We start from the raw sequence: 19,735 nt of genomic DNA, 5'->3' as shown, positions 1-19,735 counted from the left end.
CCGCGTTTTCACTTGGCGGTGAACACCTCAGGCAGCTTTTTGGGGGCCTTGATGCGCAGTTGCTTGTTGACGTTTTCCTGGCCAAACACCACCTCGATGTCGGCCACCGCCACGCCGAACAGCGGCGCCAGGAAGCGCACCATGTGGTCGGTGGCCTTGCCACTCTTCGGCGCGGCGGTGACGCTGACTTTGAGCTGCGTGCCTTTGGGCTTGCCAATGGCGTCGCGGCTGGCGGCGGGCTTGCCCAGGATGTTGACCACCAGCACATCCCCGTCCCAGGCAAAAAACGAGTCGCCGGTGGCGTTGCGCGGTGCGGCCATTCAGTTGGGGGTTTTTAAACGCAACAGGCTGACACCCAGCAGGCCGAAGGCGCCGCCGCAGACACGGTTGAACAGGCGGGCCCGGTGGGCCGTGCCGAACCAGCGGTGGGTGCGCTTTGCCAGCAGCACGTAGGCGAGGTGGGATGTCAGTACGCAGGCGGTGAAGGCGCTGGTCAGCGCGAGGAATTGCGGCAGCACCGGGGCGTCCGGGTGGATGAACTGGGGAAACAGCGCGGTGAAGAACAGGATGCTTTTAGGGTTGGTCAGCGCCACCAGCAGGCCTTGCCGGAACAGGACGGCGTTGGGTTTTCCGGGCTGCGCCTCGGTGGGCAAAGGCTTGTCGAACATCGAGGTTTTGCTCGTCCATTGACGGTAACCGAGGTAGACCAGGTACACCGCACCCAAGATCTTGAGCACCGCAAACAGCCAGGCCGAGGTGTGCAGCAAGGTGCCCAGGCCCGCCATTGCCGCGCCGGAGACGGCGAACACGCCCAGCACATTGCCGGCAGAACTGCACAGCGTCTTGCGTGGCCCCCAGGCGACGGCGTTGGAGACGGCCAGCAAAATGCCCGGCCCGGGGCTGAATGCGGTGACCAGCGAAATGGTGATGAACAGGAGCCAGGCGGAGAGGGTCATGGGCGCAGAGGTGAGAAATCGAAAATGAGAAATCGGAAATGAGAAATGGCAGGAGTGGAATTTACCTTAGCAAGGCAGTCGTTGGTACTTCGACCCGGAGTATCAGACAGGCTCGGCGCCGCGAAATCGGGTGCCTGCGATCCTGGCGATTCCGGGAAAGCACCTGAGAAGCTGCTTGCCCGCCTTGCCCAGAGCGCGCATCAATGATGGGCGGCCCTTCGGGCTCACCAGGCAAACGGCTTCCCCCTGCGGGCCAGCCGTCAGTGTGATCCAGCCGTTCTGCTCGATAAGGTGCACCTGCCCGGGTTCCAGCGGCGTCCTGGCACGAAAAACCTGTTCGCCCAGCCAGAGCGGGGTGCCGGTCACGATCAGGCTGCCTGAGGTGCTGGTCAGGGAGATCCCTGCCTTGGCCCAAAAAAACAGGGATTCGCCAGCACCAAGCTGGAGAGCTTGCAGCGGCTTCGGGTGAACTTGCATGGGGAGCTCCATTCAGGAAAGGAAGCCCTTAGCTTAGTGACGACGCCTTATTCCCGACAGAGGCAATCAATGCCTTTCTGTATCGGTACAGATGGCCATTTATCCATCTGTTATGGTTCGATTTCGGCCCATCTGTGGCTGTGTCACTGCTGTCCCTTCACGGATCATCTGGTTTTACGGTTTTATTTAGTTTATGGGTGCGCAACCGCTTTACCTCCGGCTCTCCAGCCACTACCGCCAAGCCATCCAGTCTGGTGTGTTGCTGCCCGGCCAGCGCATGCCCTCGGTTCGGGCCCTGACCCGGTTGCATCAGGTCAGCCTGTCGACGGCTGTGGAGGCCTGCCATACGCTGGAGGATGAAGGCTGGCTGGAAGCTCGGCCCCGTTCGGGCTACTTTGTGCTCAAGCGGCGCCGCGTGGACATCCAGCCGCCCAGTGAGCCCGAGGCCGGCCGCAAGCTGGATCCGGCGCAGTATGTCGGCATCCATGACCGTGTCTCGGACTATGTGGCCAAATGCAATGTGTACCCCCTGGTCACCAACTTGGCCGCCGCACATGGCCCACCCGAGGTCTATCCCTCCGAGGCTCTGAAGAACGCGGCCACCCGGGCCTTGCGCAAGCATCCCCACCTACTCGTCAGCGCTGTGGATCTGCCCGGCGATTCACCGCTGAAGACGGTGCTGGCCCGGCGCGCGCTGGCCGCAGGCATGCAGTTGTCGGCCGAAGAGATTGTGGTGACGCACGGCTGTATTGAAGCGCTCAACATCGCGCTGCGGGCGGTGGCGCAACCGGGTGACACCATCGCCGTCGAATCCCCGACCTATTACGGCTTGCTGCAGGTCCTGGAAAGCCTGGGCCTGCGCGCGCTGGAGATTCCCACCAGTCCCAAGCTGGGCCTTTCCGTGGAAGCGCTGGACCTCGCCTTCCAGACGCACGACAGGATCCGGGCCGTGGTGGTCATGCCCAATTTCCACAATCCGCTGGGCAGCGTGATGCCCGACGCCGAGAAGGAAAAACTGGTCGCGCTGTGCGAGCGCCAGCAGGTGGCGCTGATTGAAGACGACACCTACGGCGCGCTGGGCCATGACGACATTCCACTGAAAGCCGCCAAGGCCTGGGACCGCAGCGGCTCGGTGATTCATTGTGCATCGCTGCGCAAGATTTTGGCACCCGGCCTGCGCCTGGGCTGGATGGCCGGCGGGCGCTGGCAGGCCCGCATCCAGATGCTCAAGTACGCGCAGAGCCGCTCCAATGAGGCGCTTGCCCAGATCACCGTGGCCGAGTTCATGGCCTCCAGCGCCTACGACCGTCACATGGTCCGCCTGCGCCGCCTGCTCAATGTGCAGCGCGAGCAGATGGCCGACGCGATTGCGGCGCACTTCCCCGCGGGTACCCGCTTGTCAGTGCCCAATGGCAGCATGATGCTGTGGGTTGAATTGCCGGCGGGAACCTCCGCGCAAGCCGTGTTCGACGCCGCGATCCGGCAGGGCATACGGGTTGCGCCCGGCTCGATGTTTTCCAACTCCAGCCGCTTTGACCACTTCCTGCGCATCAGTTGCGGCTCTCCGTTTTCCAGTGCGGCCGATCAGGCTCTGCGCAAACTGGCCGCCATCGTGTCGGTGCAGGTTCTGGAGCCTCCGGTCTGAACGCGTGTTTATGCGGGGATGCGCATGGTTTTTGCCAAGCCTTTCATCAAGCCTTTTGCCAAGCCCTTTATTTTCTGATGCAGGCAGCTATCGCTTTAATGACAAATGAAAAGAAAAGCCTAATGCGCAGCCTGCTGGCCGCGCTTGACAAAAAACAGGCCCGCACCCACCGCCATGAGCAGGCCGCCAAACAGGCGGTTCTGCACCTTGATGGCGCGGGCATTTTTAAACAGGGGTTGCAGTCTGCTGGCGGCAAAGGCATAGCCATGCATCACCACGGTGTCCACCGCCACCGTGGTTATGGCAATGACCAGCAGCTGGAGCCAGAGCGGGCGGCCCTGGCTGATGAACTGCGGCAGCACGGCCACCATGAAGAGGATGCCTTTGGGGTTGGTCGCATTGGTCAGCAAGCCTGTGAGGCAGCGTTTGCGCGATGACGGAACGCTCGCTTCGGTGGCCGGTGCGCCCACATCATTCGTCATGATGGCGTCCGATGAACGCCACTGTGACCAGCCTATGTACATCAGGTAGGCGGCCCCCAGGATTTTGACAACGTTGAAAGCCAGCTCCGAGGCCAACAGCAGCGAGCCAACACCTGCGCCGGCAACCACCAGGATCATCAGCAAACCGGCCTGCAGCCCGGCGATGGTGGCCTGCGTGCGTTTAACGCCGTAGCTCAGGCCGTGGCTCATGGCCAGGACGGCGCCCGATCCCGGGGAAATCGCAATCAGGATGGAGGCGAGGAAATAGGCGGTCCAGGTGTCAATGGCCATGGGTTTTGTGCGGTGATGAGGGGTCAGGGACGACGCGTACGGAAGCGGTTCGGAGAGGATGGAGAGGCGCGAAAACGCACGCCATCCTACATGCGTCAAGTTTACCCACAGGTATCATGGTTGAATGGCTTCAACGGCATCCTGGCAAGGTCGACTCACGCAAATTGGGCGCGCTGCGCAACAGTGGGTCATCGAATGGTGGCGCCTGATACACCTCGGGGCCCTGCTGTTGGTCCTGACGCTGTCGCCCTCAAGCTACAGCCGGGAAAGTCGGCTGGTGCTGTCACGGCACATCTACCTGAATACAGCTCCTATTCTCTTGTGGTTTACCGTACTGTGCGCGTTGGTGACTGTGGTGCTCACACGCATTGTGGTGGTCACGGCGCTCAGTTATGGCCTGTCGCAATATGCGCTTCAGGTCGTCATCCGTGTGCTGGTGCTGGAGCTGATTCCCTTGACCGCCGCGCTGTTTGTGGCGCTGCGTTGCACCATCCCGGATGGGGCTGAATTGACGGCCATGCAAGCCAGCGGCCAGCTCGACGAAATGCGGCGCCAGGGGGGCGACCCTGTGCGCCGCGAGGTGCTGCCGCGGGTGGTGGCCGGCATGTTCTCGGGCATTACGCTGGCGGCGCTCAGCAGCGTGGTCGCGTTGGTGGTGGCCTATGTGGCGGTGTATGGTTTCACTGTGTCGGGGCTCGCCGCCTACACGCGGCTGTTTGGCCAGGTCTTCAGCCCGGCCGTGACCCTGATCTTTGTCCTCAAGACGCTATTTTTTTGCCTCGCTGTGGCCTTGATCCCCATGGCCTCCGCCCTGTACGGCATGCGCGAGGCGAGCGTGCGCACCAGCGCTGAAATGCGCGGACTGGTGCGCATGTTTGCCGTGATCCTGCTGATTGAAGTGACCTCACTGGTTGGCAACTACTATTGACTCTGGAACCTGTATACCCATGAGCCCACCCCAAGACCCGCTACCTCCGAACGCTCCGCCCGCACCGGCACCGGATCCTGATTCGGTGGATCCCCTCCGGCCGGGGCAGGCGAGCGCGTCTTCACCGGCCCAGGTGGCGAGCCTGGAGTTCAAGGCCCGGATGCTGCTGCTCTTCATGCTGCTGCTGGTTTGCGGCGCGGCCATGTATGTGCTATACGCCCGTGGCGCCTTTGAAACAACCCAGCGGCTCGTGTTGATCTCGGACGACTCCGAGGGTGTGGTCGTCGGCATGGACCTGACCTTTTCAGGCTTTCCGATTGGTCGGGTCAGGCGTATTGAACTCGCGGAAGACGGCAAGGCCCGTATCCTGGTTGATGTAGCCAGCAAGGACGCCCACTGGCTGCGCACCACCAGCGTCTTTACCCTGGTTCGCGGCATTGTGGGCGGCACCAACATTCGGGCCTACACCGGCCTGCTGAAAGACCCGCCGTTGCCGGACGGCGCGGTGCGAACCGTGCTCCAGGGTGACGCCAGTGCGGAAGTCCCCAAGGTCATTGCCGCCGCCAAGGATCTGATCGAAAACCTCAACACCTTGACGGGAAGCACCGGCGCGGTGGGCGCCAGCATGGCCAACCTGCAGACACTGACCGAGCGGCTCAATGGCCCCGGCGGCGCACTGACCGTGATGCTGGGCAGCGAAGCCGAGGCTAATAAACTGCTCGCCACGCTAGACCGCACCAACGCGCTGCTGACCAAGCTCGACGCCATTGCCGCCAAGACCGACACCCAGGTCTTTGGCGCCAACGGCGTGATGCCTGAAACCCGCGCCACCATTGTTCAACTCAACACCATGCTGGGCGAGGCCCGCACCAGCCTGAAGAAGGTGGATGCCCTGCTGCAAGACGCGCAGGCCGTCACATCCAACGCCAAAGAGGCCACGGCCGATCTGGGCGCCTTGCGGGCCGATGTGGAGGCCAGCTTGCGCAAGGTGGACAGCCTGGTCAACGAGATCAACCGCAAATGGCCGTTTGCCCGTGACGCGGAGATGAAACTGCCATGAGTATCGCCATGAGCACCCCCCTGAAATTAACGGCGGCCGTTGGAGCGATTGCCGTCTTGTTGCTCAGCGCGTGCGCCAGCGGCCCGAAGCCGCCCGACTGGCAACTCGAAGCAAAAGGTTCCATGGAGCGTTCCGTGGCCGCTTATATGGAAGGCAATTCCCGTGTGGAACAGGCCGAGCTGGAGCGCGCGCGCAGCCAGCTCGCGCGCACCGGCCGCGCCGACTTGCTGGCCACCGCAGAACTGCTGCACTGCGCCACCCGTGTGGCCAGCCTCGTGTTTGAATCCTGTGCCGGCTTTGAAAAACTGCGCCAGGATGTGTCGGCGCCGCAGCGCGCCTATGCAGATTACCTCGGCGGTCGGGTACAGCCCCAGGACGTCGCCTTGCTCCCGGCGCCACAACGCGCCGCTGCAGTGGGCGATGCCGGTGCCCTGAAGTCCATGACCGATCCGCTGTCGCAACTGGTCGCCGCAGGTGTGCTGCTGCAAACCGGCAAGGCCAGCCCGGCTGTCATCGCGCAGGCTATCGACACCGCCTCGGCCCAGGGCTGGCGGCGTCCGCTGCTGGCGTGGCTGGGCGTGCAGGCGCAGCGTGCAGAGCAGGGCGGAGACCTCGAAGAAGCCGCCCGGTTGCGCAGGCGTATGGACATCGCGCAGCGCAGCGCTTCCGGGGCAAAGGCGCCCGTAAAAGAAGCTGCACAGGAAGCGGCCAAAGAAATACCGAAAGAAAACAAGTGAGGAACACCCGTTGAGCTACACCCTCAAGCTGTACGCCTTCGAGGACGTCTCCCCCGAGGAACTGCAGGCGGCAGAGCGGCGCTTCAGGCAGGCACTGGAGGCCACGCTGGGTGACGCGAGCCTAGTCGCACCCGTGTACGCCGCTTACATGAAGCTCGTGGCGACCTATGGCGAGGCCCCGGCTGAAGATGTCCTGACATCCGCAGAGCTTGAAATCTTCACTCAGTGGCAGGCTGCAGAGTCTGCCGCCATGACGGCCGCCCTGGGGCCCAACCGCTACATGGGCGATGCGCAGTTCGAAATTCGCGCCCTGACTTGAACGCTGCGCGCCCCCCGGGCGCCCGGTTTAAGGCGAGCGGCTCAAACGCGGAGATGCCAGCGCTTGCAACTGGTCGTTGATGGCGGTGTCGATGCCCGGCAAGCGCGCAAGCAACTGGGCTTTGTCCAGTGCCGCATGCAGGTGGCGCAAATCCTTGCTGCTGGTGGTGGCCTTGATCTGGGCCAGCGCTGCGGACGTATTGGCGCTTTTGAGCAGTGCCAGCATCTTGGTGACCCATTCACTCATGGCGGGCCTCCGGTGGGGACTTGGTAAGGTGCGCTTGCATGCAGATGCTCCAGAATGATTTTGCTATTGAAAATATAGCTATACGCCATTGATGCTATTGGGCTTCAGTGGTTTTTTGTCAAGAGATGACTTGCTTTCAAGCTGCATCGTAACGACAACCGGCTAACCCGGCAATGGATCAGGCAATTGATCAGACAATGAATCCGGCAATGGATTAGCGGCCAGAGGCGGATGTGGCTGCGGACTCCAGCGCATCAAGCAACTGGCGCAATCCGGCAATCGCCGGGGCACTGCCGTCCATTTGCGCCCGCACAATCGCACCGTCAACGGCCAGCGCTGCGGCGGCGGCAGCGTCTGCGCGGTCGGGGTTCTCGGGCAGAAGGGCGGTGATGACCTGTCGCATGTCCTGCTTGTGGTTCTGCGCAATCTGCAGCACGCCGGGCAGGCTGCCGCCCACCTCGGCCACCGCGTTGATGAAGGCGCAACCGCGGAATGCCGGTTCATTGAACCACTCGGCCATAGCCTTCCAGAGTGGCTGCAAGCCACCGCCCGGTGCGGCGCCATGGCGCCCCAGTGCATCCACAAACCAGGCCATCCAGCGCTCGTGGCGGTAATCGAGAAAGGTTCGAATCAGCTCGTCCTTGCTGGGAAAGTGCCGATAAAAGGTGAGCTTGGCCACGCCCGACTCGGCAATGATGCGGTCGATGCCGGTGGCGCGCAGGCCGTCGCGGTAAAAAAGTTCGTGCGCAGTCACGAGGATGCGTTCGCGCGCGGGCAGGGTCGAAGCGTCCATCGGTGCATCCATTCAAATAGCGATGAGGGCATTGTAGACAGATCTGTCTACTTGTGTCAAAATTCCAGCAAGTAGACAAGTCTGTCTACTTGCTGTGCATTCAGCTATCCAACTGTTCAAACTCAAGGAGTCCTCATGGAAACAAGGCCACCACTGCCACCGTTTACCTTCGAAACCGCAGTGCAGAAAGTGCGTGCCGCTGAAGACGGCTGGAACTCGCGCGACCCGGAGCGGGTATCGCTGGCCTACACGCCGCAGAGCACATGGCGCAACCGTGCCGAATTTGTCACCGGCAGGGAGGAAATCGTCGGCTTGTTGTCACGCAAATGGGCCCGCGAGCTGGACTACCGCCTCATCAAGGAGATCTGGGCTTTTGCCGGCAACCGCATTGCCGTGCGCTTTGCCTACGAGTGGCACGACGACGCAGGCAACTGGTTCCGCTCGTACGGCAACGAAAACTGGGAGTTTGAAAGCAATGGCCTGATGGCCGTGCGGCACGCATGCATCAACGACCTGCCCATCAAGCCAGCCGACCGCAAGTTCCATTGGCCGCTGGGCCGCCGGCCGGACGACCATCCGGGCCTGAGCGATCTGGGGCTTTGAACAGGCGGGCGGGAGGCGCTGTTTGAAGGTCTCCTGGCCGGGCAGCCACTCCGGCTGGGGCAAACTGTAAAATCTGGCCCCCAACCCGCAGTGCCGCTTACCGAGCGGCCATGGGCCTGCCTTCCTGACCTGAGTGATTGAGCATTGACCGACTCCCGCATCCAGCCGCCTGACCTGGCCGCAGACCCCGCTTCCGATTCCGCTCCCGGGCATTTCCCCAAAATACAAGAGGCCCGCCTGTGGCGCGGCGACGGATGGACGGCGCAAGTCCTCAAGAACGAAGACGACGACGGCTGGGCCGTCGCCATGATCAAGGATGGCGAGCCGGAGCCGGCGCTGGTTGGCCCCTGGACCATGGGGCGCGACAAAAAGAACCCCAAACCGCTTGACGGGCCGGCCTTCAGCACGCTGGTCAAAACCGCCTCGGAATTTGTCCGCAGGCACGAGCAGCAACTGCATGCCACGCTGCACCAGCGCATCACGGTGACGGCAAAATTATCCAGAGTCACCGTCTCGCTCGATATCGTGCCCGATGAAGACAACCCCCATGCCTTGCTCAGCGCCCATGATGAAGGAGGCGAGCAACTGGCGCAGGTCCGTGTGCTGCCGTCCTTCAAGCTCAGCCGCGCCAGCGCGGTGACCTGGGTCGAGAACGACTTTCGCAGGCCGGCTGAGCGGTGAGTACCTTGGCTGACGCATGCGGGATTGACTTCGGAACGTCCAACTCCACCACGGGCTGGAGGCGGCCCGGGCAAAGCGCTCCATCCTCTCTGTTGTTGCCGCTCGAAGACGGCAAGCTGACGCTGCCCTCGGTGGTGTTTTTCCACGCCGAAGATGCCCACGTCAGCTATGGGCGTGCCGCACTGGCGGACTATCTGGCGGGGCATGAGGGCCGACTGATGCGTTCCCTCAAGAGCCTGCTCGGCACCTCGATGATGGACGATCACACCGAGGTGATGGGCCGGGCCTTGCCGTTCAGGGATTTGCTGGCGCAGTTTGTGGGCGAACTCAAGCGCCGTGCCGAGCACGCGGCCGGGCGTGAATTCACCCGTGCCGTGCTTGGCCGGCCGGTATTTTTTGTGGATGACGATCACAAGGCTGACCTGCGGGCCGAACGCACGCTGGAAGAGATTGCCCGCAAGGCCGGCCTGCGCGAGATCGCTTTCCAGTACGAACCGATTGCGGCAGCCTTTGACTATGAGTCGCAAATCACCCGTGAAGAACTGGTGCTGGTGGTTGACATTGGCGGCGGTACCTCCGACTTTGCGTTGATCCGTCTGTCACCCGAGCGCGCCGGCCGCCCGGAGCGGCGCGACGACATCCTGGCCAGCGGTGGCGTGCATATTGGGGGCACGGATTTCGACAAGTACCTGAGCCTTTCCAGCATGATGCCGATCCTGGGGCTTGGCAGCCTGCTGAAAAGCGGCCGCGAAGTACCGTCAGCACAGTACTTCAACCTCGCGACCTGGCACACCATCAACCAGGCCTACAGCAAAAAGTCCTGGTCGCAGATCAGCGACATGCACCGCGAAGCGCGTGACAAGGTCAAGCTGGAGCGGCTGCAGAGCGTGGTCAGGCAGCGCGCCGGCCACTGGCTCGCGCTGCAGGTTGAAGAGGCCAAGATCACCCTGTCGAACGCAGCCGAGGCGCAGATTGACATCGGCCGCATCGCTGCCGGGGAGACGGTGACGCTGCAACGGGCGGATCTGGATGGTGCCATCGAGGGGCTAGTGGCTTCCGTAGCGCAAACCGTGGCACGGCTGCTGCGTGACGCCGGTGTCGCGGCCTCAGGCATTGACACGGTGTTTTTCACGGGTGGCTCCAGCGGCGTACCTTTGCTGCGCGAGAGAATTCTTGCGCTGATGCCCGACGCCCATTGGGTGGAAGGTGACTTGTTCGGCAGCATTGGAGCCGGGCTTGCGCTGGATGCCAGCCGCAAGTTTGCCTAGCAGGGCACCTAAAGCACTGATAGGTCAAGAAGGGCAAGAGCACCTGATCGAGCCCGGAGAGTCCGGAGTTGCGCAGCATTCCTCGCCCTCAAGACTGAACGGGGCTGGTCTCCGCCATTTAGCATAGCAATAGTTTTGTATTGTTATTTGCAAAAAAGAATAGTTAAATATTGCATTTCTAGGATTGATAGATAAAATACTATCCATTACATGGAAAGAGATACTTTTCTATCATGAAAACCCTGTTTGAGGTGGCTACCAGGCTGGAGGCCGAGCGGCAGCGCCTCAAGCTCGACTACCAGGCCATTGCCGAGAAGACCGGGTTGACGTCCCTGTCGGTGCGCAGTGCCTTGCAGGGCCGTACCGCACCGCGAATCACCACACTGATGGCCATTGCCGACCAACTCGGGCTGGAAGTGCTTTTGCTGCCTAAAGTCCTTGCGGCGGGGCTGGAGGCGCCCGCTGGTGCGGGTACTGGAGAGGGCCCTGAGCCGGCGCTTTCCCAGGTTGACCGAATCATTGCGCAAACCCGATTGCGCTCCCAGGCCGGCGCCAAAGGCCCGCTGCCCAAATGAACGTCCTGGCGCTCGATATCTACGTGGGCTCCCTGCGGGCCGGGCTGCTGTTCCAGTACGGCACGGGCAGCACCGCGCTCACGCGCTTCATTCCAGACCCCTCCTTCTGGTCGCGGCCCGACGCGCCGGTGCTGTCGTGGGCCGCCACCGATGACGACCCCCAGCGCCGTGAAATTTTCTGGCGCAGCTACGTCAGCACGCCTTTTTTCAATGCGGAAGGTGGCCGCCTGCCGGCTTTTTTCCAGAACCTGCTGCCCGAGGGGCCGCTGCGCCGCCACCTCGAAGAGCTGCGCGGCTGCGGGCCGGGCGACCACTTCGACCTGCTGGCCGCCTGCGGCACCGACTTGCCGGGCAATGTCTACGCTTACCCCGCCCACCTCGATGCCGACGCGCTCGCTGCCGTGGTGACCCAGCACAACGACGCGCTGGAGATGTCCGTCACGGCCGACCCCTTGCCCGAGGCCACGTCCCTGTCGGGCGTGCAACCCAAGCTTGCACTGGTCGCGCAGCATGGGCGTTATGTGGCGCGGACCCGGGACGTGCAGGGCACGCACATCATTGCCAAGCTGCCGACGGTTGAATATGCCTTGCTGCCCGAGGTGGAAGAGTTGTCGCTGCGGCTTGCGCAGGCCGCCGGCGCAGATGTCTGCGCCGCATGGCTGGCCCCGCTGGAGCAGATCGTGGCCGAGCAGCCCTTTGTGCTGGGCGAGAGCCGGCATTTTCTGGTGGTCAGGCGCTTTGACCGCGGGCCCGGGGGGCACATCCACTGCGAAGACTTCGCGCAGATCCTGCGCATACAGCCCGAAGAAAAATATACGCACCCGGCTGCCACCTACGCCACCATGGCCAGCACGCTGCGCGGCGGCATGGGTCTGGGACAGCGGGGCGAGGCCGCTGCCGAAGAACTGATCCGCCGTGCGATGGTCAACGAGATGCTGGGCAACTACGACGCGCATGTGAAGAATTTCGGGGTGCTCTACCGCGATGGCCGCACACCGGAATTGTCTCCAGCCTACGACGTGGTGGCCTACGCCGCCTACCTGGGGGGACGCGGCCATGCCTTGCGCTTTGTGCCCGGTGGCGAAAAACAGGCGCGGCTCACCCCGCAGACCGTGCGCAGCTTTTGCAACGCCACCGGCATGTTCGAGACCCGCGTGCGCGGCGTGCTCAATGACGCAGTGGGCAAAGCCTGCGCCTCCTGGCCGTCATTGATTGAAGCCAGCAGCCTGCTGGACAAGCAAAAGCACAACCTGCTGCGGCATTTTGAAGCGTGCGACGCGGTGCAGAGCTGGCGGCGCAGGCGCGCAGGCAGTGCCGGCCGCAAGGCTGTGGCACCCTGAAGCTTGCACGGTGCTTGCTAGACAATCTCAAACCCTTGAAATCTGGAGCCCCCCAATGATTTTTGCGCCCGACCTTGCGACGGTTACCCACGGCATCCAACTGGCCGTAGCGCCTGTGTTTTTGCTGACCGCGGTGTCTGGAATGATCGCCGCCGTGGCTGGCCGCCTGGCCCGCATCATTGACCGGGCACGGCTTCTTGAAAACCGGCTGGAAGCGGGCGGCGTTGAGGAGACCCGCGCCATGAAGATGTACGCCGAGCTGCAGCAACTGCGGCATCGCGGATGGCTGGTCAACAGCTGCATTGCCCTGCTGACTTTTTGCGCGATGCTGATCGGCATGACCATTATTTTGCTGTTTTTGGGCGAGACCAGCGAGTTGCCCACGCTCAAGATCGCCACCGTGTGCTTTCTGTCGGGCGTGGTCTGTTTTCTGCTGGCGCTGCTGTGTTTTCTGGCCGAGACGCTACTGGCCACCCAGTTGCTCAAGTTTGCGGAGTTACCTGTCCGGTAGTGCGCCAATGCCAAAATACAAGCATCAAAAAGGCCAGTAGCAACCTGGTCGAGCATTTGCAGGGCAGTGCCTGCGCGAATTGAACCCTTCACAAAACCCGGAACCTGACATGCTGCTTGATGCTGATGACTCCCAACTCGTGCTGGTGGACTACCAGGTCCGCCTGATGCCCGCCATTTTTGAAAACGAACTCGTGATCGCCAACGCCGTGCGCCTGGCCCGCATGGCGCAGACGCTGGAGGTGCCGGTGTGGGGCACTGCGGAAAATCCCGACAGGCTCGGCCCCAACGTGCCCGAGGTGCAAGCGGCCATCGAAGCCGCGGGTGGCAAGACGCTGGCCAAGATGCATTTCAGCGCCGTGGCCGATGGCCTGAGCGACTGGCTGCGACCCCCGGTGCGCAAGGTGCCCGCCGGCGGCAATGCGCGCAGCCTGCCCAAGCATCTTCAAAAAGCCGCGCCAGAGGCAGAAGCCGGGCGCAGCACCATCGTCATCGCCGGCTGCGAAGCCCATGTCTGCCTGATGCAGACCGCGCTGGACCTGCTGGAAGAAGAGTTTGAGGTGTGGGTGGTGACCGACGCCTGCAGCTCCCGCAGCGAGCGCAACCGCGATGCGGCTTTCGACCGGCTGGCGGGCAACGGCGCCGAGCTGGTGACCACCGAGATGGTGGCATTTGAGTGGCTGCGGACTGCGGAGCATCCGGCGTTCAATGATGTGCTGGCGCTGGTGAAGTAGGGCGTTTGCTCAAACGTCAAAGAAAGTTTGTTTTAGCCTCTGCGGATATTGCCGGTTTTGCTACTGAAAATATAGCGAATCAGGCTGGCAGAGCGTCCAGCGGGCTGGCCGTTCCGCTCGCCGCGACCTTGCGCACACGGGCGTACCTCATGAGGTGCAACGGGCGAATGTCAGAGGTTCGCGCGGCTTCAGGCAGCGCGGCCGCATCGGCGGCATGGGTCTTGTCGCGTTTGACGCAGGCACGGATGTACCGGGCGGGCAGCAGCTTCACCTCTATGCTCCGCTCATGGAGTCAGTGGGCCCAGTTGTGTGTGGACCGAGCCGCAAGACACCATGATGAGCAGCCCTGGCTCCGCTGACAAACCAGCGCTCGAACTGGGTGCGCATCAGGCGCTGGGTTTCAATAAGCCGCCAGTGCTCATCGGCCCCAAATGGCAGACAGACATTGCAAGATCGAGGGGAACGGTAGTAGCATTCATATCGGACTCCCGTTGTTGGAGACATTGATCTGCACGCCAATGAGCGCAGCGCCCCAATGTGACGCAGAAAGCAGGGGAGTCCATCAGTCGAGCGGACATCCAACGGTGGGGCACACTGGGGAGCTCCGTCTTGGTCTGTAGCCTCGTTGGCCGCCGCTCACCTCAATTCGTTGAGAGCAACGGTAACTTCAGAGGAGGACGCCATGCAAATACGTGACTGGTTATGTGTCGGGGTTGTCGGGCTGTTCATTGGGGGCTGCGCGGGAATGCTCGGTGGTGTGACCCCGGAGACAAGATCTGCAGTAGCGCCGACGGGCAAGCTCCGGGTCGCATTCCTCTCGGCGCCGATCTATGCGACCAAGGATTCCGCGACAGGCGAGCTCAAAGGTGTTGCGGTCGATCTCGGGAAGGAACTCGCGCGCCGAGTGGGCGTGCCGTTCCAGCCGGTCGTTTATCCCAACCCGCCCGCGCTGCTCGGCGGCGCGAAGTCCGGCGAATGGGACGTTGCGCTGACGGGAATCAATGCCGAGCGCGCGGCGGTGATGGATTTTTCGGCGCCTTACATGGAAGTCGAACAGGGTTACCTTGTTCGCGCCGGTGTCACTATCGCCAGGGCGTCGGACGTGGACAAGGCCGGGATCCGGATCGGGGTACTCGAAAAATCTGGCGCCGACCTCCATCTTTCAAACTCTCTGAAGGATGCGGCGCTGGTCCGCGTCAAGAGCCTCCCCGAGAACTATGCCCTGCTGGATACCGGAAAGGCCGACGTGATTGCCGCTACCAAAACGGCTCTCTTCGAAGGGGCCGCGAGCCGGCCGGGCTCACGGGTTCTCGACGGCCGGATTCTGGTCGAGCCGATCAGCATGGGCGTGCCCAAGGGGCGCAATGCCGCCGCTGCTGTGTACGTCGGCCAGTTCGTCGAGGAGGCGAAAGCGGCGGGGCTGGTCAAGTCCGCGATCGAGCGGGCCGGCCTGCGCGGCGTAGTCGTCGCTCCACTTAAATGAGGCGCGTTCGGGCAGCACCAACGAGGAGGAAGCATTGAGAAGAAATACGCTCATCCCGCTTGAGGCCGCGTCAGGTCGTCCAGCGTCACCCAGCGTCACCTAGCGCGTCACGGGGCACCCGGCTGAAGCTGATTTTGATGCGACCATATCCTGGGCAATGAGGGCAGCGTTTCTGGGACACGTCAACTCACCAAGGAGATCTTGAAAATGGAAACTGCAACAGAACTTACAGGGCGCCTCGATACAACGGCGCTCGAGCAAAAGGTCAAGGCGATGTATCGTGATGTAGCCCTCAATCCACGGGGCGAGTTTCACTTCGAAATGGGACGTGCGCTTGCGGAGCGGCTCGGCTATGCGCCCGCCGACCTCGATGCCATCCCGAGCGAAGCCATAGATTCGTTTGCGGGCGTGGGCTACTACTTTGACCTCGCCCAACTGAAGGCAGGCGAGACGGTGGTCGATCTCGGCAGCGGATCGGGGATGGACAGCTTCATCGCCGCCGGCAAGGTCGGCAAGACTGGCACCGTGATCGGCGTCGACATGACCGACGAGCAACTCGCCAAAGCGGATCGCCTGCGCGCCGCAGCGGGATTCGGCAATGTCGCCTACCGCAAGGGCTACATCGACGCGACCGGACTTGCTGACGCGTCGTGCGACGCGGTCATCAGCAACGGCGTGATCAACCTCGCGCCGGACAAAAGGACGGTCTTTCGCGAGGCCGCGCGCCTGCTCAAGCCGGGAGGGCGGCTTGCCCTCGCCGATATCGTCACCGAAACGCAGTTGCCCGAAGGCATCACCTGCGACACGACGCTCTGGGCCGCTTGCATCGGAGGCGCGATGCAGGTCGGCGATTACACCTCGGCGATCGAGGCCGCGGGGTTGCGAGTGACGCAGGTGAGGGACAACCCGCAGTACCAGTTCATTTCGAAAAATGCCCAAGGTGCGACGCGAAAATACGGCGTGAAGAGCGTCTCGCTCGTCGCGACAAAGGATTGAAATCGCAGCCGCCGGGAATGCGGCTTTGCCGCATCTCCCGCCAATTTGGCTGCAGCCATTCCCTGCGGCTGGGCGCGCTTGCGCTTCGTCCCGATGACGCCGAACCATCGAATGCTCCGGCCTCGTACGAGCGTCGCTCGTGCCGCCCGGTGAACTGCGTCGTTGGCGTCCCATGAGCAATGTCGACATAGCTGTTGGCGCATTCCGTGCATGGCAGAGGTGCGCTTGGCGAGATCGTCTCCGATGGTGATAATTCCCATGATCGCCCCGTCCGAAGGCGTTTGGTGAAGGGCTTCAGCTCTCCACCGTGGCACTTTGATGTCGTAAGCCGTAAACCGCAAGTCTCGCGACGCGCGGCTGGCTCGGGACGGGGAGGGCTCTTTCGCCCGTCAGGCGTCACGACCCGCCGATCCGCGGCTACAGGTGAAGGAATTCACAATGAGCGTTCAACTTGACCACGCGATTGTTCCGGCCCGGGACAGCAGGGCTGCTGCTGAGTTGCTGGCTGCTTTGCTGGGCGTGCCGTGGGCGGAGTCCGGCGTCGGCCCGTTCTACCCGGTTTATGTCAACGAAGGCTTGACCCTGGACTTTGACCAGTCCGACGGCTCCTTTCCCATCCTGCATTACTGCTTTCGCGTGAGCGAGGCCGAGTTTGACGGCATTCTTTCAAGAATCAGGGCCAGCGGTATCGCGTACAGAAGTACCCCGCACGGCCCGGTTGATATGCAGGTCAATACCCAGCATGGCGGCCGGATCGTCTATTGGAATGAGCCGGACGGACACGTGTGGGAAGCCCTGACGGTCAGCTACGCCCGGCAGCCGGGGAAGGAGACCGAAGGTGGCGCCTGACTCCTTCGCCTGGTGGAGACCCGCCAATTGGTTCGCCCGGTCTGACCATGCGGGCGTTTTCTCGTGCCTGACCGATGATGTGGAATGGATCATTCCGGGCGCGGTTCACCTGCGGGGAAAAGCGCCCTTTGACAGGGAGATCGAGAACGATGCATTCGTGGGAAGGCCAACCATAGGAGTCACTCGCCTGACCGAAGAGGGTGACGTCGTGGTGGCGGAGGGTACTGTGCAATGCGCCAGGAGGGATGGGGGTGTTCTTGACGCAGTTTTCTGCGATGTTTTTGAAATGCGGGGCTCAATGATTCAGCGCCTGATATCGTATGTAGTCGAACTGAAGGCGTGAGTAGCGTCTGACCTGACTGGGGCATCCCATGAAGTCTGGCGACAGTGCGTGATCGTTTTTTTTGGGGACGGTTTTTTTGTGCTCAGGTGCGAGGGGAAATCGTCAATGGCCATGCATTTCCCTGGTGGCCGTTTCCCTTCGCTGGCGTGAAGGCACGCCGCGTTGAAACGGGGCCGATCTGCCTGAAAGGGGTAGGGCGCCTGATGGCTGACGGTAGTACGGTAGTACGGTAGTACGGCCAGCCTCCTGGATTCCTTTGCGCTTCGAACGCCCTCACCACAGCGGCTTGCTGAGCCGCTGCGCGAACGAAGAGAACATCAGATTGAAGCTGATGCTGACTCTCTCGTCAGCGCTCCCGTTGGCATCGACGGAGTGCTCCAGGTAGGAGGGGAACAATAAAAGCGTGCCCTCGCGCACCTGGACCACGACCTGGTCCGTGTTCTGCGCCGTGAGTTCGGTGACTGGCGGCCTGATGACGTTGGCCTGTTTTCTGGGGTCGTGGAAGTTAATGGTGTTGGCACCTTCGCCGGTGCGGACGTAGTAAACGCCGCTGAGAAAATTGTTGGGGTGGCTGTGCAGCTTGTGGGATGCGCCGGGTGCCAAAACGGTGGCCCAGCAGCCGGTGATTTCGTAGTCCGCAGCGCCAATACACAGGAATCGGAGAACGCCCGCCGCGCAGTGGTCGATGCACGAGACGAGTTCGCGCATGGCCTCGTGTTGGTGGAAATCCTGTACCGATTGCCAGCCCTGGCCCGCCTCAAGCGGGGGCGCACCCTGCCTCATGTCGGCCAGCGCTGCCAGGATTTGTACGCGCATGGCATCACGCAGGCGTGGCTCAATCTGGGTCTTCCAGACCAGGCTGGGAAACATCGAAATGACTTCCGACGCCTCTGACCACTGACGACTGTTTTTGCCCATGGGTCAACGCTCCAGAAGAACCGGGCCCGGCGTCACGAAATCCGTGGCGCGCGTGCGCAGAGGCAGCGCAGAGCGCTACCGCTCTTCGCTCTTATTTCCCCTTGCTTCATCATAGTCCGTTCACCTGACGACCGCGGTCGTTGGGAGTCTGCTTTCTGGCCGCCAGCCGCCACTTGACTCATGCAGTGGGCTTGCGCACGCCAACTGCATGCCAAGTCAGTGCCTTGCATTTACCCGGGAAGCGGGCGTAGGATGAATGTGTCCGTGCCACTTCCTTCAGGAGGCACCATGACCGAACCGGACTTCTCTGTCCTGCGCCAGTCCATGATCGCGGAAATCGCCGCCAAGACAGCTTTTGTCAGCACGCAGTTGGGCAAAGCGGTGCTGGATCCGCGGGTCATGAACGCCATGGCCAAGGTGCCGCGCCACGAGTTCGTTCTGCTCGAACTGCGGCCCTACGCCTACGCCGACACGCCCCTGCCAAGCTGCTTCGACAAGACAATCTCGCAGCCGTTCATCGTCGCAGTAATGACCGACCTGCTTGAGCTGCGCCCGACCGACACGGTCCTCGAGATCGGCACCGGGCTTGGTTACCAGACAGCCATCCTGGCGGAACTTGCGCAGCACGTTTACAGCATTGAAATCATTGAAGAGATGGCTGTGCAGGCTCGGCAACGGCTGGCCCGACACGGTTATACCAACGTCGATATCAAGATTGGCAACGGCTGCGGCGGGTGGCCCGAACACGCGCCGTTCGACAAGGTGATCGTCACGGCGGCGCCCGATCTGATCCCGCCACCGCTCATCTACCAGTTGAAACCCGGCGGCAAGATGGTGATACCCGCCGGTCTGCCCAACGATCAGCAACTCATCCTGGTCGAGAAAGACGCCAGCGATGCGGTATCGACCAGGGATATCCTGCCGGTGCGGTTCTCGCTGCTCGAGGATGCCGAGCCCGGCTGATGCTGGGGCCGACAGAGCCCGGGACACCTGCCAGGTCAGCCGCCGCTGCCGCCACTGCCATAGGGACGGGTGAGTATCTCGAGGTTGTGGCCGTCAGGGTCGCTCCAGTAGACACCGCGGCCGCCATCGCCGTGGTTGATCTTGCCGGGCTGGTGATGGCCGGGATCGGCCCAGTAGGGGAGCCCGCGCTCGCGGATGCGTCCGAAAATCTCATCGAAGTCGTCCTCGCTGACGAGAAAGGCGTAGTGTTGCCAAGCGATGTCGCCATCGACACGCATGAAGTCGAGGGTGACGCCGTTGTCAAGCTCGACGCCGTGGAACGGGCCGAATATGACGGGCGCCGGACGGTCGAGAATTTCGGCCAGGAAGGCCGCCGACGCCTGTGGGTCGCGGGCCGGAACAATCGTGTGATTCAGCTGAATGGACATGGTCCTCCTCGAAGTCAGGCAAGTGGTGCGGTCCCTTGAGGGACGTCACCCATGCTAAGCCCCCAACCCTGCTTGGGGTCAAGCGCGGAGCAGAGTCCCCCCTGCGCGCA

General features: G+C 62.4%; 26 protein-coding genes. 17 read left to right on the top strand and 9 right to left on the bottom strand.

Annotation, left to right across the window (positions count from 1 at the left end; genetic code table 11):
- Window positions 1-8: 8 nt before the first annotated feature.
- From BPRO_RS13235 to BPRO_RS13225, 3 genes are all read right to left on the bottom strand, one after another.
- Window positions 9-320 (bottom strand): DUF167 domain-containing protein, encoded by a 312-nt coding sequence (locus tag BPRO_RS13235; RefSeq protein ID WP_011483578.1) that lies wholly within the window; start codon window positions 318-320, stop codon window positions 9-11.
- A complete protein-coding gene (locus BPRO_RS13230) occupies window positions 321-956 on the bottom strand; it encodes a LysE family translocator (protein ID WP_011483577.1) in 636 nt (211 codons plus the stop codon).
- A gap of 102 nt (window positions 957-1,058) precedes the next feature.
- The gene (locus tag BPRO_RS13225) at window positions 1,059-1,433 is read right to left on the bottom strand and encodes a hypothetical protein (RefSeq protein ID WP_041388816.1); all 375 of its coding nucleotides are present in this window, start codon (window positions 1,431-1,433) and stop codon (window positions 1,059-1,061) included.
- Between the two features lie 193 nt (window positions 1,434-1,626).
- Between BPRO_RS13225 and BPRO_RS13220 the strand changes: the two genes are divergently transcribed.
- Window positions 1,627-3,078 (top strand): PLP-dependent aminotransferase family protein, encoded by a 1,452-nt coding sequence (locus tag BPRO_RS13220; RefSeq protein ID WP_011483575.1) that lies wholly within the window; start codon window positions 1,627-1,629, stop codon window positions 3,076-3,078.
- A gap of 119 nt (window positions 3,079-3,197) precedes the next feature.
- Here BPRO_RS13220 and BPRO_RS13215 read toward each other — a convergent pair whose 3' ends face one another.
- Complete coding sequence (locus tag BPRO_RS13215) at window positions 3,198-3,851, bottom strand: LysE family transporter (RefSeq protein WP_011483574.1); 654 nt, start codon at window positions 3,849-3,851, stop codon at window positions 3,198-3,200.
- Between the two features lie 124 nt (window positions 3,852-3,975).
- Between BPRO_RS13215 and BPRO_RS13210 the strand changes: the two genes are divergently transcribed.
- Genes BPRO_RS13210 through BPRO_RS13195 form a run of 4 tightly spaced genes read left to right on the top strand, consistent with a single transcriptional unit; the run spans window position 3,976 to window position 6,895 of the window.
- Window positions 3,976-4,779 (top strand): MlaE family ABC transporter permease, encoded by an 804-nt coding sequence (locus tag BPRO_RS13210; protein ID WP_011483573.1) that lies wholly within the window; start codon window positions 3,976-3,978, stop codon window positions 4,777-4,779.
- 19 nt (window positions 4,780-4,798) lie between these two features.
- Window positions 4,799-5,839, top strand: coding sequence for an MlaD family protein (locus BPRO_RS13205; protein ID WP_011483572.1), 1,041 nt, complete (start codon window positions 4,799-4,801; stop codon window positions 5,837-5,839).
- Window positions 5,840-5,847: 8 nt separating this feature from the next.
- Entirely contained in the window at window positions 5,848-6,576 is a 729-nt protein-coding gene (locus BPRO_RS13200) for a hypothetical protein (RefSeq protein WP_157045798.1), read from the top strand.
- Between the two features lie 10 nt (window positions 6,577-6,586).
- Window positions 6,587-6,895 carry a hypothetical protein gene (locus tag BPRO_RS13195; RefSeq protein WP_011483570.1) on the top strand — a complete coding sequence of 103 codons (309 nt, stop codon included), beginning with the start codon at window positions 6,587-6,589 and terminating at the stop codon, window positions 6,893-6,895.
- A gap of 27 nt (window positions 6,896-6,922) precedes the next feature.
- Here BPRO_RS13195 and BPRO_RS13190 read toward each other — a convergent pair whose 3' ends face one another.
- Complete coding sequence (locus BPRO_RS13190) at window positions 6,923-7,141, bottom strand: hypothetical protein (protein ID WP_011483569.1); 219 nt, start codon at window positions 7,139-7,141, stop codon at window positions 6,923-6,925.
- Between the two features lie 214 nt (window positions 7,142-7,355).
- Complete coding sequence (locus BPRO_RS13185; RefSeq protein ID WP_041388815.1) at window positions 7,356-7,934, bottom strand: TetR/AcrR family transcriptional regulator; 579 nt, start codon at window positions 7,932-7,934, stop codon at window positions 7,356-7,358.
- Between the two features lie 135 nt (window positions 7,935-8,069).
- On the opposite strand from BPRO_RS13185, the gene BPRO_RS13180 reads away from it, so the two are divergent.
- From BPRO_RS13180 to BPRO_RS13150, 7 genes are all read left to right on the top strand, one after another.
- The gene (locus tag BPRO_RS13180) at window positions 8,070-8,537 is read left to right on the top strand and encodes a DUF1348 family protein (RefSeq protein WP_011483567.1); all 468 of its coding nucleotides are present in this window, start codon (window positions 8,070-8,072) and stop codon (window positions 8,535-8,537) included.
- A 144-nt stretch (window positions 8,538-8,681) separates the two neighbouring features.
- Entirely contained in the window at window positions 8,682-9,218 is a 537-nt protein-coding gene (locus tag BPRO_RS13175; RefSeq protein WP_011483566.1) for a hypothetical protein, read from the top strand.
- Between the two features lie 5 nt (window positions 9,219-9,223).
- Window positions 9,224-10,486 carry an Hsp70 family protein gene (locus BPRO_RS13170; RefSeq protein WP_011483565.1) on the top strand — a complete coding sequence of 421 codons (1,263 nt, stop codon included), beginning with the start codon at window positions 9,224-9,226 and terminating at the stop codon, window positions 10,484-10,486.
- A gap of 233 nt (window positions 10,487-10,719) precedes the next feature.
- Entirely contained in the window at window positions 10,720-11,061 is a 342-nt protein-coding gene (locus BPRO_RS13165; protein ID WP_011483564.1) for a helix-turn-helix domain-containing protein, read from the top strand.
- Window positions 11,058-12,401 carry a type II toxin-antitoxin system HipA family toxin gene (locus BPRO_RS13160; RefSeq protein WP_011483563.1) on the top strand — a complete coding sequence of 448 codons (1,344 nt, stop codon included), beginning with the start codon at window positions 11,058-11,060 and terminating at the stop codon, window positions 12,399-12,401. The genes BPRO_RS13165 and BPRO_RS13160 overlap by 4 nt, the downstream gene beginning before the upstream one ends.
- Before the next feature lie 55 nt (window positions 12,402-12,456).
- On the top strand, window positions 12,457-12,912 hold the full coding sequence (locus BPRO_RS13155) for a DUF2721 domain-containing protein (protein ID WP_011483562.1): 456 nt from the start codon (window positions 12,457-12,459) through the stop codon (window positions 12,910-12,912).
- Window positions 12,913-13,021: 109 nt separating this feature from the next.
- On the top strand, window positions 13,022-13,645 hold the full coding sequence (locus BPRO_RS13150; RefSeq protein WP_011483561.1) for an isochorismatase family protein: 624 nt from the start codon (window positions 13,022-13,024) through the stop codon (window positions 13,643-13,645).
- Window positions 13,646-13,724: 79 nt separating this feature from the next.
- Here BPRO_RS13150 and BPRO_RS13145 read toward each other — a convergent pair whose 3' ends face one another.
- Window positions 13,725-13,916, bottom strand: coding sequence for a hypothetical protein (locus tag BPRO_RS13145; RefSeq protein ID WP_041388814.1), 192 nt, complete (start codon window positions 13,914-13,916; stop codon window positions 13,725-13,727).
- 411 nt (window positions 13,917-14,327) lie between these two features.
- Here BPRO_RS13145 and BPRO_RS13140 point away from each other — a divergent pair, with 411 nt between their 5' ends.
- From BPRO_RS13140 to BPRO_RS13125, 4 genes are all read left to right on the top strand, one after another.
- The gene (locus BPRO_RS13140; RefSeq protein ID WP_011483560.1) at window positions 14,328-15,128 is read left to right on the top strand and encodes an ABC transporter substrate-binding protein; all 801 of its coding nucleotides are present in this window, start codon (window positions 14,328-14,330) and stop codon (window positions 15,126-15,128) included.
- Between the two features lie 207 nt (window positions 15,129-15,335).
- A complete protein-coding gene (locus tag BPRO_RS13135) occupies window positions 15,336-16,124 on the top strand; it encodes a methyltransferase domain-containing protein (protein ID WP_011483559.1) in 789 nt (262 codons plus the stop codon).
- Window positions 16,125-16,562: 438 nt separating this feature from the next.
- On the top strand, window positions 16,563-16,973 hold the full coding sequence (locus tag BPRO_RS13130) for a VOC family protein (RefSeq protein WP_011483558.1): 411 nt from the start codon (window positions 16,563-16,565) through the stop codon (window positions 16,971-16,973).
- Window positions 16,963-17,316 (top strand): nuclear transport factor 2 family protein, encoded by a 354-nt coding sequence (locus tag BPRO_RS13125; RefSeq protein WP_011483557.1) that lies wholly within the window; start codon window positions 16,963-16,965, stop codon window positions 17,314-17,316. The genes BPRO_RS13130 and BPRO_RS13125 overlap by 11 nt, the downstream gene beginning before the upstream one ends.
- 273 nt (window positions 17,317-17,589) lie before the next feature.
- Here the strand turns inward: BPRO_RS13125 and BPRO_RS13120 are convergent, their stop codons facing one another.
- Window positions 17,590-18,234, bottom strand: coding sequence for a 2OG-Fe(II) oxygenase family protein (locus BPRO_RS13120; RefSeq protein WP_011483556.1), 645 nt, complete (start codon window positions 18,232-18,234; stop codon window positions 17,590-17,592).
- A gap of 288 nt (window positions 18,235-18,522) precedes the next feature.
- On the opposite strand from BPRO_RS13120, the gene BPRO_RS13115 reads away from it, so the two are divergent.
- A complete protein-coding gene (locus tag BPRO_RS13115) occupies window positions 18,523-19,197 on the top strand; it encodes a protein-L-isoaspartate(D-aspartate) O-methyltransferase (protein WP_041388812.1) in 675 nt (224 codons plus the stop codon).
- A 35-nt stretch (window positions 19,198-19,232) separates the two neighbouring features.
- On the opposite strand, the gene BPRO_RS13110 is transcribed toward BPRO_RS13115, so the two are convergent.
- The gene (locus BPRO_RS13110) at window positions 19,233-19,625 is read right to left on the bottom strand and encodes a VOC family protein (RefSeq protein WP_011483554.1); all 393 of its coding nucleotides are present in this window, start codon (window positions 19,623-19,625) and stop codon (window positions 19,233-19,235) included.
- Between the last annotated feature and the right edge of the window lie 110 nt (window positions 19,626-19,735).

The organism is Polaromonas sp. JS666, assembly GCF_000013865.1.
GTDB lineage: Bacteria > Pseudomonadota > Gammaproteobacteria > Burkholderiales > Burkholderiaceae_C > Polaromonas.
Note: the sequence above shows the minus strand (reverse complement) of the source record. Positions and strands in the feature narration are given on the sequence as shown.

Excerpts from the sequence above, each read along its gene's own strand:
- BPRO_RS13140 (WP_011483560.1), top strand. The coding sequence starts at position 14,328 with ATGCAAATACGTGACTGGTTATGTGTCGGGGTTGTCGGGCTGTTCATT.
- BPRO_RS13160 (WP_011483563.1), top strand. The coding sequence starts at position 11,058 with ATGAACGTCCTGGCGCTCGATATCTACGTGGGCTCCCTGCGGGCCGGG.
- BPRO_RS13225 (WP_041388816.1), bottom strand. The coding sequence starts at position 1,433 with ATGCAAGTTCACCCGAAGCCGCTGCAAGCTCTCCAGCTTGGTGCTGGC.
- BPRO_RS13190 (WP_011483569.1), bottom strand. The coding sequence starts at position 7,141 with ATGAGTGAATGGGTCACCAAGATGCTGGCACTGCTCAAAAGCGCCAAT.
- BPRO_RS13155 (WP_011483562.1), top strand. The coding sequence starts at position 12,457 with ATGATTTTTGCGCCCGACCTTGCGACGGTTACCCACGGCATCCAACTG.
- BPRO_RS13230 (WP_011483577.1), bottom strand. The coding sequence starts at position 956 with ATGACCCTCTCCGCCTGGCTCCTGTTCATCACCATTTCGCTGGTCACC.
- BPRO_RS13185 (WP_041388815.1), bottom strand. The coding sequence starts at position 7,934 with ATGGACGCTTCGACCCTGCCCGCGCGCGAACGCATCCTCGTGACTGCG.
- BPRO_RS13235 (WP_011483578.1), bottom strand. The coding sequence starts at position 320 with ATGGCCGCACCGCGCAACGCCACCGGCGACTCGTTTTTTGCCTGGGAC.
- BPRO_RS13135 (WP_011483559.1), top strand. The coding sequence starts at position 15,336 with ATGGAAACTGCAACAGAACTTACAGGGCGCCTCGATACAACGGCGCTC.
- BPRO_RS13165 (WP_011483564.1), top strand. The coding sequence starts at position 10,720 with ATGAAAACCCTGTTTGAGGTGGCTACCAGGCTGGAGGCCGAGCGGCAG.
- BPRO_RS13110 (WP_011483554.1), bottom strand. The coding sequence starts at position 19,625 with ATGTCCATTCAGCTGAATCACACGATTGTTCCGGCCCGCGACCCACAG.
- BPRO_RS13120 (WP_011483556.1), bottom strand. The coding sequence starts at position 18,234 with ATGGGCAAAAACAGTCGTCAGTGGTCAGAGGCGTCGGAAGTCATTTCG.
- BPRO_RS13215 (WP_011483574.1), bottom strand. The coding sequence starts at position 3,851 with ATGGCCATTGACACCTGGACCGCCTATTTCCTCGCCTCCATCCTGATT.
- BPRO_RS13115 (WP_041388812.1), top strand. The coding sequence starts at position 18,523 with ATGACCGAACCGGACTTCTCTGTCCTGCGCCAGTCCATGATCGCGGAA.
- BPRO_RS13210 (WP_011483573.1), top strand. The coding sequence starts at position 3,976 with ATGGCTTCAACGGCATCCTGGCAAGGTCGACTCACGCAAATTGGGCGC.
- BPRO_RS13220 (WP_011483575.1), top strand. The coding sequence starts at position 1,627 with ATGGGTGCGCAACCGCTTTACCTCCGGCTCTCCAGCCACTACCGCCAA.
- BPRO_RS13150 (WP_011483561.1), top strand. The coding sequence starts at position 13,022 with ATGCTGCTTGATGCTGATGACTCCCAACTCGTGCTGGTGGACTACCAG.
- BPRO_RS13130 (WP_011483558.1), top strand. The coding sequence starts at position 16,563 with ATGAGCGTTCAACTTGACCACGCGATTGTTCCGGCCCGGGACAGCAGG.
- BPRO_RS13200 (WP_157045798.1), top strand. The coding sequence starts at position 5,848 with ATGAGCACCCCCCTGAAATTAACGGCGGCCGTTGGAGCGATTGCCGTC.
- BPRO_RS13180 (WP_011483567.1), top strand. The coding sequence starts at position 8,070 with ATGGAAACAAGGCCACCACTGCCACCGTTTACCTTCGAAACCGCAGTG.
- BPRO_RS13205 (WP_011483572.1), top strand. The coding sequence starts at position 4,799 with ATGAGCCCACCCCAAGACCCGCTACCTCCGAACGCTCCGCCCGCACCG.